Annotated in this window: 9 protein-coding genes; 2 read left to right on the top strand and 7 right to left on the bottom strand. The window is 66.4% G+C overall.

Annotated features, from left to right (window positions below):
• Positions 1 to 90 precede the first annotated feature (90 nt).
• Positions 91 to 1305 carry a cation:proton antiporter gene (locus tag ACYP5B_RS47750; protein ID WP_318233583.1) on the top strand — a complete coding sequence of 405 codons (1215 nt, stop codon included), beginning with the start codon at positions 91 to 93 and terminating at the stop codon, positions 1303 to 1305.
• Positions 1305 to 2420 carry a YbdK family carboxylate-amine ligase gene (locus ACYP5B_RS47745; protein WP_267604762.1) on the top strand — a complete coding sequence of 372 codons (1116 nt, stop codon included), beginning with the start codon at positions 1305 to 1307 and terminating at the stop codon, positions 2418 to 2420. Before ACYP5B_RS47750 ends, ACYP5B_RS47745 begins: the two co-directional genes overlap by 1 nt.
• Before the next feature lies 1 nt (position 2421).
• Here ACYP5B_RS47745 and ACYP5B_RS47740 read toward each other — a convergent pair whose 3' ends face one another.
• From ACYP5B_RS47740 to gcvP, 7 genes are all read right to left on the bottom strand, one after another.
• A complete protein-coding gene (locus tag ACYP5B_RS47740) occupies positions 2422 to 3783 on the bottom strand; it encodes an FAD-binding oxidoreductase (protein WP_459574382.1) in 1362 nt (453 codons plus the stop codon).
• Between the two features lie 245 nt (positions 3784 to 4028).
• Positions 4029 to 4508 carry an OsmC family protein gene (locus ACYP5B_RS47735; protein ID WP_318236625.1) on the bottom strand — a complete coding sequence of 160 codons (480 nt, stop codon included), beginning with the start codon at positions 4506 to 4508 and terminating at the stop codon, positions 4029 to 4031.
• A gap of 63 nt (positions 4509 to 4571) precedes the next feature.
• A complete protein-coding gene (locus ACYP5B_RS47730) occupies positions 4572 to 5309 on the bottom strand; it encodes an MBL fold metallo-hydrolase (protein WP_400091711.1) in 738 nt (245 codons plus the stop codon).
• A gap of 56 nt (positions 5310 to 5365) precedes the next feature.
• Positions 5366 to 5689 carry an EthD family reductase gene (locus tag ACYP5B_RS47725; protein ID WP_459574380.1) on the bottom strand — a complete coding sequence of 108 codons (324 nt, stop codon included), beginning with the start codon at positions 5687 to 5689 and terminating at the stop codon, positions 5366 to 5368.
• A 79-nt stretch (positions 5690 to 5768) separates the two neighbouring features.
• A complete protein-coding gene (locus ACYP5B_RS47720) occupies positions 5769 to 7145 on the bottom strand; it encodes an L-serine ammonia-lyase (RefSeq protein ID WP_400091714.1) in 1377 nt (458 codons plus the stop codon).
• A gap of 32 nt (positions 7146 to 7177) precedes the next feature.
• Entirely contained in the window at positions 7178 to 7720 is a 543-nt protein-coding gene (locus ACYP5B_RS47715) for a DUF421 domain-containing protein (RefSeq protein ID WP_459574378.1), read from the bottom strand.
• A 127-nt stretch (positions 7721 to 7847) separates the two neighbouring features.
• The gene (gcvP, locus tag ACYP5B_RS47710; protein WP_459574376.1) at positions 7848 to 10769 is read right to left on the bottom strand and encodes an aminomethyl-transferring glycine dehydrogenase; all 2922 of its coding nucleotides are present in this window, start codon (positions 10767 to 10769) and stop codon (positions 7848 to 7850) included.
• Between the last annotated feature and the right edge of the window lie 85 nt (positions 10770 to 10854).

The raw sequence follows: 10854 nt of genomic DNA, 5'->3' as shown, positions 1-10854 counted from the left end.
ATCCACGAAGGAGAGCGGGCACAGGGGCGACGCTTCGCGTCGCGCGCTATCCCTCACCGGCCGGAAGGCCGATGTTTCCCGCGCGAACTGATGAATGGACTGAGCCAATTGTTTCCAAGCCTGCCCCTGGCACCGGGCGGGCTTTTCTGGGTCGGGCTGGCGCTGGTGGGTGCCGGCCTGGCGGGCGAGATATGCCGCACGTACCTGCGGCTGCCCCGCATCGTTGGCTACGCCGCCACGGGCCTCGCGGCTGGCATGCTCGGCCGCGGCATCGTGGACGAGGACATGATCGCGCAGACCCGCATCCTGATCGACATGGCGCTGGCGCTGGCCCTGTTCGAGCTCGGGCACCGGCTCTCGCTCACCTGGCTGCGGGCCAACCGCTGGCTGCTCTTCACCAGCGCTTTTGAAAGCCTGCTGACCTGGGGCCTGGTGGCCGCGGTGCTGCAATGGATCGGCGTGAGTCCGGCGGTCGCCATCCTGGCCGGCGGCATTGCCGTCAGTACCTCGCCCACCATCGTGCTGCAGCTCAAGAACGAGCTGCGCGCCGACGGACAGGTGACCGAGCGGCTGCTCGCCATGGCCGCGCTGAACAGCATCTACGCCGCCGCCATCGTCCAGGTCACCACCGGCTGGCTGCATTCCGAGTACGGCAACCTGGGCGCGGCGCTGCTGCATCCGCTCTACCTGCTGGTGGGCTCTTGCCTGCTGGCCTGGGTCGTCGGCAAGCTTGGCCACGCGATCTACGCGCGCATGGAAACGGACGATCACTACAGCTTCCTGGTGCTGGTGGGGCTGGTGCTGTTCACGCTGGCGCTCACGCGCGTACTCAAGCTGTCGATGCCGCTCACGCTGATGCTGGCCGGTGTAGTGTTCAAGCATCAGGACAGCCAGCCGCGCGTGTGGCCGGCGCACTTCGGCAGCGCGGGCAGCCTGTTGATCATCGTGATGGTGGTCTCGCTCGGCCTGCCGCTGACCGCGCACGACTGGGCCATTGGTGGTGGCGCCGCCTGTGTGCTGGTACTGCTGCGTCACTTCGCCAAGCTGGTAGGCGTGGCCTCGCTGGGTTCGTTCTCGGGCCTGAGCATGAAGCAGTGCGTGGCCCTCGGGCTTGCACTGGCACCCATGTCGGGCCTCGCGTACTTGCTGATGAGCGATATCGCGCTGCTGTATCCCACCACGGGTGAGCCACTGGCAGCCATCATCCTGTGCTCGCTGGCGATCGAGCAGTTGCTTGGGCCCACGATGGCAGCCTGGGCACTTCGCTATGCGGGCGAGGTCAGAAGCAATGGAGGAGGACGCTGATGTCACTCGAACCGTTCAAGCACTCCGAGGCGCTGACGTTTGGCGTGGAACTGGAGCTGCAGCTCGTCAACCGGCATGACTACGACCTGGCGCCGTTCGCGCCGGATTTGCTGCGTGCGCTGAAAGGCGCGCAGCACGCCGGCGACATCAAGCCCGAGATCAGCCCCTCGATGATCGAGATCAGCACCGGCATCTGCAAGAGTTATGCACAGGCGCTGATTGAGCTCGGCACCATGCGCGACCTGATGGTCGACGCCTCGCGCTCGCTCAACCTCGGCATCTGCGGCGGCGGCACGCACCCGTTCCAGCAATGGGCCGACCGCACCATCTCCGATTCGCCGCGCTACCAGTACATTTCCGAGCTCTATGGCTATCTGGCCAAGCAGTTCACGGTGTTCGGCCAGCACGTGCACATCGGCTGCCCGAGCGCCGATGAATCGCTGTTCCTGCTCCACGCCATCGGCCGCTACGTGCCGCATTTCATTGCGCTGGCCGCCTCGTCGCCCTATGTGCAAGGGGTGGACACCGGCTTCGCCTCGGCACGGCTGAATTCCGTCGCCGCCTTCCCGATGAGCGGGCGCGCGCCGCACTTGCTCACCTGGGATGCCTTCACCGCGTACTTCGACAAGATGCGCAACACGGGCGTGATCGAGAGCATGAAGGACTTCTACTGGGATATCCGTCCCAAGCCGGAGTTCGGCACCATCGAAGTCCGCGTGATGGACACGCCGCTCACAGTCGGGCGCGCCTGCGATATCGCCGCCTACATCCAGGCGCTTGCGCGTTACCTGCTGCTGTCGCGCCCCTTCATGCCGCAGGAAGACGATTACCTGGTCTACACCTTCAACCGCTTCCAGGCGTGCCGCTTCGGGCTGGAAGGCGAGTACGTGCATCCCAACGAACTGACCCGGATGCCGATTGCCGACCACATCATCTCGATCTGCGACGCGCTGGTGCCGCATGCCGAAGCGCTGGGCTCGCTCGACGCCCTGGCCAATATCCGCGCGCTGGCGCAAAGCCGCAACGGCGACGCGGAACGCGTGCGCCAGATCGAGAGCACGACCCGCAGCCTGCGCGAAACGGTGCGGCAGACCTGCGATAGCTGGGCTAGCTAAGCTAGCTAAGCGCGGTACCGGGCCTGTTGCCGGCACCATACGCTGGCAGGTACTTCTCCCAAAGCTGGTTCCGGAATCGATAGGCAGGATCTACCTGCTTCTTGATGCGCGCAAACGCCGCCGCTTCGGGGTAGGCGCGCAGGAACTGGTCCGGTGTCGCATGCAGGCGGTAAGGCAGGTAGTAGCGCCCGCCAGCGTCCAGTGCTGCGTTGATCAGGTGCTGCGTCCACTGCCGCGTGGCGAAATCGGCGCTCTGGCTGCTTCGCTGCTTGTAGTACAGCACGAAGGAGAACACCTCGGTGGGTGCCCACGCTAGTAGCGTGGTCGTATCCGGTGGAGAGTGCCGGATCGATATGTTCAAGGCGTTGACCTGATACCGCCGCAGGATGTCCGCCATCCGCCTGGCAAAGGGCAGGAACGCGGCTACCGGGATGAAATACTCCTGCAGCAGATAGGTCGAGAAGATTCGCGTGCGTGGTTCCAGCGAGGCGGTATCAAGACTGGCTTCATAGTTGCGGTGTACAACCGCACGCTCGCGCAGCAGATTTTCCTCGGCGTAGCGCTCGCGCAGCCATTGTGAGCCAGGCAATTCCGACACGGCCCAGATCAGGTTCTGCTCGCGTGCGTAGTTCAGCTTGCGTGGCACCAGGCGTTCGCTCTGGGTCAGCTTTGCGTCGGAGGCAATCCAGCTGACCGCTAGCGGTTGGTCGAAGTCCGGCGGCGCGAGGTCGGCGTTATGCAGCACCACTGCGGGGTTGCCCACCACCTGATCGCGAAAGAATGCGGGATAGTCAGGCAGCGTCACGCGCTGCGCATGGCGGGCAATCACGCCATTGACCGCCAAGTCGAGCTCCACCTCGGAGATCACCCCCAGGCCGCCGTAGCCGCCAACGACAGCACGGAAAAGTGCCGCATCCTTATTTCGGCTCAGCTCGCGGACATTGCCGTCGGCGCCCACCAGTTGCAGCGCACGCACTGACTCGACCACCGGACCGGCCCCGACGTAGCGCCCATGGCAATTCACCGAGACCGACCCGCCCACCGAGAAATCGCTATAGCTCTGCATCACCTTGACGGCGAGGTCGTGCGGATCGAGGATTTCCTGTAGATCGCGCCAGCGCATGCCGGCCTGCACCCGGGCACGCCGGCCCGCTACGTCCAGCCATACCAGGCGGTTCATCCCGCGCATGTCCAGATGCAGCGAATCGGCCATGGCCACCTGTCCGCCCATGCTGAAGCGCGCACCGCCGATCGATACCGGCCCGGCGCTTTTTCGCAATGCTTGCTGGATCTGCGCCGTGCTGGCCGGCGTGGCCAGCTGCGCCACGCGGATAGGGTTCAACTGGCTGACGTCGTCCACCACCAATGGGGCCGGCGCGCTGCAAGCGCAGCTGGCGCTAGCGCTAGCAAGAGCGGCAGCCTTCAGCAAGCGGCGGCGCTGGCGATCCGGGGCGGATATTGGCGTGGCGGGCAAATGGGCACCTGCAGGAGCAGTCGGGCAGCGGGCCCCCAACATAGCGCAATCTGCAGGCTTGCTCAATCAGAGCAGTCCTAATCAGTCCTAATCAGTCCGAATCGCTGGCAGGCCCGCGGCTTGCAGCGGGGCAATCAGGCCTGTGCGCCCACGTACACCGGCTCGCAGCGCACCTCCGACTTCACCGAGTTGGCAATGAAGCAAGCCTCGTGCGCCGTGTGATGCAGGTGCGCCAGTTCCTCGCGGGTCGGCTGGCGCTCTCCGGAGAAGGTGACCTCCGGCCTGAGCGTGACCACCGTCATGGCCATCCGGCCTTCCGCATTCTTCGCCATGGTGCCGACCGCGGCATCGAAGTAGCGGTCCACGCAGAACTTGTGCTTGGCGGCGATGGAGAGGAACCACAGCATGTGGCAGCTGGAGAGCGACGAAACGAAGGCTTCTTCGGGATCGACGGCGGCGGCGTCCGACATGGGCAGGGGCACAACATGGGGCGATGAGGATCCTGGCACTTCCACGCCGCCATCGAATCGCAGCAGGTGCTTGCGGCTATAGCGGTTGCCGAGGAAATCCTGCTCGCCACGTTGCCAGAGGATCTCTGCGGTGTACTGGGCCATGTCTTCTCTCTCCATTCAAGTGCCTGCGAAGGCCGATAGCTTATTGCTTCTCGCGCGCGTGCGTCACACCCCGTGCGGCACGCTTTCGCCATCCCGCAGCCCGAGCCGCTGGTTGGCGGGCACCGCCACATCGATCAGCTTCGGCTTGGGCAGGTTCAACTGCCCCATCATCTCGATGAACTGGGTACGCGTGCGCCCAGCCACGCGGCTGTTGTTGGCGCGCTCGAAGCCGATGGTGGATTCGGTGCGGCCCTTGTAGTCGTGGGCGGGGTAGACCACGGTGTCGTCGGGCAGGGCGAAGAGCTTCTGCGTGAGGCTGTCGTACAGCGTGCCAGCGTCGCCGGACTGGAAGTCGGTGCGGCCGCAACCGTCGATCAGCAGCGCGTCGCCGGTGAAGACGCGGCGCATCGTGCCGGCGGGCGTGGCTTCTTCCCACAGGTAGCTCATGCTGCCGGCGGTGTGCCCCGGCGTGTGGATGGCGCGCAGCGTCTGCGTGCCGAACTGCAGCGTGTCGCCGTCGATCAGCTGTTTTTGCGCGGGTTGGATGTCGCAACCCGAGGGGGCCGCGGTGTGCGCCCCGGTTTGCAGTGCAACATGGCCGGCGGAGGTGATGTGGTCCGCGTGGGCATGCGTCTCGACCACCCACGCCAGCGTGGCGCCGCTGGCCTGCAGCAGCGCCATGTCGCGCTCCAGTTGGTGGTCTACCGGGTCGATCAGCAACGCCTGGCGCGTGGCGGCATCGATCAGCAGGTAGGTGAAGGTGGACGAGGTTTCGTCAAATAGCTGATGAAAGGTCTGCATGGCTGTGGCCGCCAATGGGGGAAGAACGCTACATGATAGCGCCGCCCGCAGGCGTGTCAGCCGATATTCACCACTTCGCTCATCTGCATCACGGGCACCGCATCGGTGTAGTTGGGCATATCGAGCTGCAGCTCGTTGCCGACGGCCTTTGACGCCGCGACGAAGGCCGGCAGCGACTCGAACAGGAAACTGAACACCACCGTAAAGGCCGGATCCGAGCCCGGCGCGCCGCCGCTCAGGCCGCGCTCCACCGACACGCCGTGGTAGCCCGGATGCGGGCCGAACAGCGCGACGGCGCGCGGCACGTGCCGTTGCATGTAGTAGTCCATATCGAACCGGCCGCCCTTCCTATGCGGGTAGAGAATGCTGATCTTGACCATGCCGGACTCCAGTGGGTTGGGGTGGATGCGCGGCTAGCGTAGCAGAAAGCGCGTGATCGGATTTGCCGGGGCGATGCGCTCAGCACTCCACGATATTCACCGCCAGCCCGCCGCGCGCCGTTTCCTTGTATTTGGTCTTCATGTCGGCGCCGGTCTCGCGCATGGTCTTGATGACGGAGTCGAGCGACACGTAGTGCATGCCATCGCCGCGCAACGCCATGCGCGCCGCATTGACGGCCTTCACCGACGCCATCGCATTGCGTTCGATGCAGGGTATCTGCACCAGCCCACCGACCGGGTCGCACGTCAGCCCGAGGTTGTGCTCCATGCCGATCTCGGCCGCGTTTTCCACCTGCTCGGGCGTGCCGCCCATCACCGCGGCGAGCGCGCCGGCGGCCATCGAGCAGGCCACGCCGACTTCGCCCTGGCAGCCCACTTCGGCGCCGGAGATCGAGGCATTGAGCTTGTACAGCATGCCGATCGCACCGGCGGTCAGCAGGAAGTCGATCACGCCTTGCGAGTTGGCGCCCGGCACGAAGCGGTCGTAGTAATGCAGCACGGCCGGGATGATGCCGGCGGCGCCGTTGGTGGGCGCCGTGACCACGCGGCCGCCGGCCGCGTTTTCCTCGTTGACGGCGATCGCGTACAGGTTGACCCAGTCGATCACCGAAAGCGGATCTGCCAGCGAGCGCTCGGCGTGCTCGGTCAGGTTGCGGAACAGTTCGGGGGCGCGGCGCTTGACCTTGAACGGGCCCGGCAGCTCGCCGTCGGTGCGGCAGCCGCGCGCCACGCAGGCCTGCATCACGGCCCAGATCCGCAGCAGGCCGGCATTGACCTCGGCCTCGCTGCGCCACACGCATTCGTTTTCCATCATGAGCCGCGCGATGCTCTTCTTGCTGGCGGTTGCCATCTCCAGCATGGCGCGTCCGCTGCGGAAAGGATGCGGCAGTTGATGGTCCGCTTCCAGGATCTGCGTATTGGCCGCGCCCGCGGTGATGACGAAGCCGCCGCCCACCGACAGGTAGCGGCCTTCGCGGATGGTTTCGCCGCCGGCATTGAAGGCGTGGAATTTCATGCCGTTGGGATGCTCGGCCATGGCCTCGCGGCGATAGAAGACGATGTGCTCCTTCTCCACGAAGGGCACGGGATGGGTGCCCAGCAGCGACAGCGTGCGGCTCGCGCGCAGCGCGGCCATCCGCAAGTCGATGGTGTCGGGGTCGACGGTGTCGGGCGCCTCCCCCAGCAAGCCAAGAATCACGCCCTTGTCGGTGCCGTGGCCGCGGCCGGTGGCGCCGAGCGAGCCGTACAGCTCGATGCGCACGCTGGCCACCTGCGGCAGCAGCCCGTCGCGGGCCAGCCCCTGGGCAAACATCAGCGCCGCGCGCATCGGGCCCACGGTGTGGGAACTGGAGGGACCGATGCCCACCTTGAACAGATCGAAGACGCTGACTGCCACGAGAGGCTCCTGGGGGCTGGCTGGCGCCGGATTCAGACCGGCGCGTCCATATCGTTGTTAATGGGGGCGCGCCACAGCGAGCCTGCCGCGTTGGGCGGGGTGGGGGGCGCGTCTTTCTTTACCAGCACGCTGATCGTGCCGTCATTCTCGAGAATCGCGAAATGCACATCGGCGACGCGCTGGCACCCGGCATGCCGCAGGGCCTTGTGCAGGTCGTCGCGTGTGACGAGCGCGCGCTTCATCACGTCGGCAAACACCAGGCCATCGTGGATCAGTACCTCAGGCCGCCCTTCGACGACGTTCTCGATGCGCCGGTTGCGCCAGCTCAGCCACGCCAGCACAAGGTTGGCGGCCACCAGCGTCACCGCCAGGATCAGCCCTGCGGCAACGGAGTTGTCCCCGGCGTTCATGGAGTTCTGCACGGCGTTGGACAGCACCAGCAACAACACCAGGTCGAGCGATGTGAGTTGCCCGATCTGGCGCTTGCCGGAAAGCCGCAGCAGCACCAGCAGGCTGCCGTAGACGATCAGTCCGCGCAGGACGAATTCCCACCATGGGGCGCTGAGATTCCACATGCGTGCTCCGTTTTTCCGGGCACGGCCGGGTGGCCGCGCATCCACACCGAGCATAGCGCGTTGGCAAGGCGCGCTGGCAAAACGCCGGGGTTGCCGCGACGAGCAGCAGCCCCGGCTTCATACCAGCTTACTCTTCAGCGTACTCGCTCATCGGCACGCATGCGCAGAACAGGTTGCGGTCGCCGTACACGTTGTCCGCACGGCCAACCGGCGGCCAGTACTTCTGCGTGCGCAGCGCGGCCACCGGGTAGGCGGCTTCCTGGCGCGTGTACTTGTGCTCCCACGCGTCGGCGGTGATCACCGCGGCGGTGTGCGGCGCGTTCTTCAGCGGGTTGTCCTCACGGTCGAAGCTGCCGTCTTCCACGCGGGCGATCTCGGCACGGATGGCGATCATGGCGTCGATAAAGCGGTCCAGCTCATGCAGGGCCTCGCTCTCGGTCGGCTCGATCATCAGCGTGCCCGGCACCGGGAAGCTCATGGTGGGAGCGTGGAAGCCGTAGTCCATCAGGCGCTTGGCCACGTCCTCGTTGGAGATGCCCGTGGTCTTCTGCAGCGCTCGCACGTCCAGGATGCACTCGTGCGCCACCAGGCCGTGCTGGCCGGTGTAGAGCACGGGGAAGTGCGGCGACAGGCGGCGCGCCACATAGTTGGCGGCCAGGATGGCATTCTCGGTGGCGGCGGTCAGGCCGGCCGAGCCCATCATGGCGATATACATCCACGAGATCGGCAGGATGCTGGCCGAGCCGAACGGCGCGGCGGACACGCCGCCGATGCCCTGGTCGTCGCGGCGATAGCCCACGCTGTCCTGGTTGGGCAGGAAGTCGGCCAGGTGCGCGCCGACCGCCACCGGGCCAACACCCGGGCCGCCACCGCCGTGGGGGATGCAGAAGGTCTTGTGCAGGTTCAGGTGGGACACGTCACCGCCGAACTGGCCCGGCGCGGCGGTGCCGACCATGGCGTTCATGTTGGCGCCGTCCACGTAGACCTGGCCGCCGTGCTTGTGCACGATGTCGCAGATCTGCTGCACGCCCTGCTCGAACACGCCGTGCGTGGACGGGTAGGTGATCATGATCGCGGCGAGGTTCTTGCTGTGCTGCTCGGCCTTCTTCGCCAGGTCGTCCAGGTCGACGTTGCCATCTTCGTCACAGGCCACCACCACCACCTTCATGCCGGCCATTTGCGCGGACGCCGGGTTAGTGCCGTGCGCGGAGGACGGGATCAGGCAGATGTCGCGATGGCTCTCGCCACGGCTGGCGTGGTACGCATGGATGATCAGCAGGCCGGCGTACTCGCCTTGCGAGCCGGCATTGGGCTGCAGGCTCACCGCGGCGTAGCCGGTGGCGGCGCACAGCATGGCTTCGAGCTGGTCGATCATCTCGCGGTAGCCGACCGTCTGGTCCAGCGGCGCGAAGGGGTGGATCTTGCTGAACTCGGGCCACGTCACCGGGATCATCTCGCTGGTGGCGTTGAGCTTCATGGTGCACGAGCCCAGCGGGATCATGGTGCGGTCCAGCGCCAGGTCCTTGTCGGCCAGCATGCGCAGGTAGCGCAGCATTTCGTGCTCGGCGTGGTGCGTGTTGAAGACCGGGTGGGTCAGGTAAGCGCTCTGGCGTGCCAGGCCAGCGGGATAGGCATCCTGCGCGACGGCTTCCAGCACATCGAAGTCGGGCACCGGCTTGCCGTGCGCGAAGATTTCCAGCAGGGCGACCACGTCTTCCCGCGAGGTGGTTTCGTCCAGCGAGATGCCGATGCGGGTGGCGCCGGCGTGGCGCAGGTTGATGCCGCGGGCGGTTGCCGAGGCGTGGATGGCTTCCGTGTTGAAGCCGGTTTCCAGCGTCAGCGTATCGAAATAAGTGGCATTGGTGCGTGCGTAGCCCAGTTGTTCCAGGCCGCCGGCCAGCGTGGCGGCCAGGCGGTGCACGCGCTGGGCGATGCGCTTGAGGCCTTGCGGGCCGTGGTACACGGCGTACATGGAGGCCATCACGGCCAGCAGTACCTGTGCCGTGCAGATGTTCGAGGTGGCCTTCTCGCGGCGGATATGCTGCTCGCGCGTCTGCAGGGCCAGGCGGTATGCCTTGTTGCCTTGCGCGTCGATGGTCACGCCAACCAGGCGGCCGGGCATAGAGCGCTTGAAGGCATCCTTGACCGCCATGTAGCCGGCGTGCGGCCCGCCGAAGCCAAGCGGCACGCCGAAGCGCTGCGAGTTGCCCACCGCCACGTCGGCGCCCCATTCGCCGGGCGCGGCGATCAGGGTCAGCGCCAGCAGGTCGGCGGCAGCCACCACCAGGCCGCCGGCAGCATGCACGGCCTCGGCGATGGCGCGGTAGTCGGCGACATCGCCGTTGACGCCCGGGTACTGCAGCAGCACGCCGAAGGCATGGGCGCCGGCCGCTTCAGCAGCGGGGCCGACCTTGACTTCGATGCCCAGCGGCAGGGCGCGGGTGCGTACCACTTCCAGCGTTTGCGGCAGCACGTCGTCCGCCACATAGAAGGTGGTGGAGGCGTGCTTGTTGACGCGCTGCAGCAGCGTCATGGCTTCGGCCGCGGCAGTGCCTTCGTCCAGCATGGAGGCATTGGCGATGTCCAGGCCGGTCAGGTCGGTCACCATCTGCTGGAAGTTCAGCATGGCTTCCAGGCGGCCCTGGGAGATCTCGGGCTGGTAGGGCGTGTAGGCGGTGTACCAGGCCGGGTTCTCGAAGATATTGCGCAGGATGACGCCCGGGGTCAGCGTGTTGTAGTAACCCTGGCCGATAAAGCTCTTGAGCACGCGGTTCTTGCTGGCCAGCCCACGCAGCTTGGCCAGCGCGGCTTCTTCGCTCAGCGGCGCGGTGAACTCGCCCAGCGGCATGCCGTCGCGGCGGCGGATGGCGGCGGGGATGACGGCGTCGATCAGCGCGGCGCGGCTGTCATAGCCCAGCACCTTGAGCATGTGCTGTTGTTCGGCGGCATCGGGGCCGATATGGCGGGAGGCGAAGGCGTCGCGCGCCTCCAGTTCGGCCAGCGTGGGCCGGGCAACTTGGGCGGCAGTCATGGGCAGGGGGGCGTTCATGGCAAGGATCTCGTGGGAGCGGTGCGGCGGGTGGTCGGCCCGGCGCGTCGCGTCAATCTTCATCCGTCATTCCCGTGGCGGCGGG

The organism is Cupriavidus sp. 8B (assembly GCF_054589115.1).
Note: the sequence above shows the minus strand (reverse complement) of the source record. Positions and strands in the feature narration are given on the sequence as shown.

Coding starts and splice junctions, on each gene's coding strand:
- ACYP5B_RS47750 (WP_318233583.1), top strand. CDS start 91: ATGAATGGACTGAGCCAATTGTTTCCAAGCCTGCCCCTGGCACCGGGC.
- ACYP5B_RS47745 (WP_267604762.1), top strand. CDS start 1,305: ATGTCACTCGAACCGTTCAAGCACTCCGAGGCGCTGACGTTTGGCGTG.
- ACYP5B_RS47735 (WP_318236625.1), bottom strand. CDS start 4,508: ATGGCCCAGTACACCGCAGAGATCCTCTGGCAACGTGGCGAGCAGGAT.
- ACYP5B_RS47730 (WP_400091711.1), bottom strand. CDS start 5,309: ATGCAGACCTTTCATCAGCTATTTGACGAAACCTCGTCCACCTTCACC.
- ACYP5B_RS47725 (WP_459574380.1), bottom strand. CDS start 5,689: ATGGTCAAGATCAGCATTCTCTACCCGCATAGGAAGGGCGGCCGGTTC.
- ACYP5B_RS47715 (WP_459574378.1), bottom strand. CDS start 7,720: ATGTGGAATCTCAGCGCCCCATGGTGGGAATTCGTCCTGCGCGGACTG.
- gcvP (WP_459574376.1), bottom strand. CDS start 10,769: ATGAACGCCCCCCTGCCCATGACTGCCGCCCAAGTTGCCCGGCCCACG.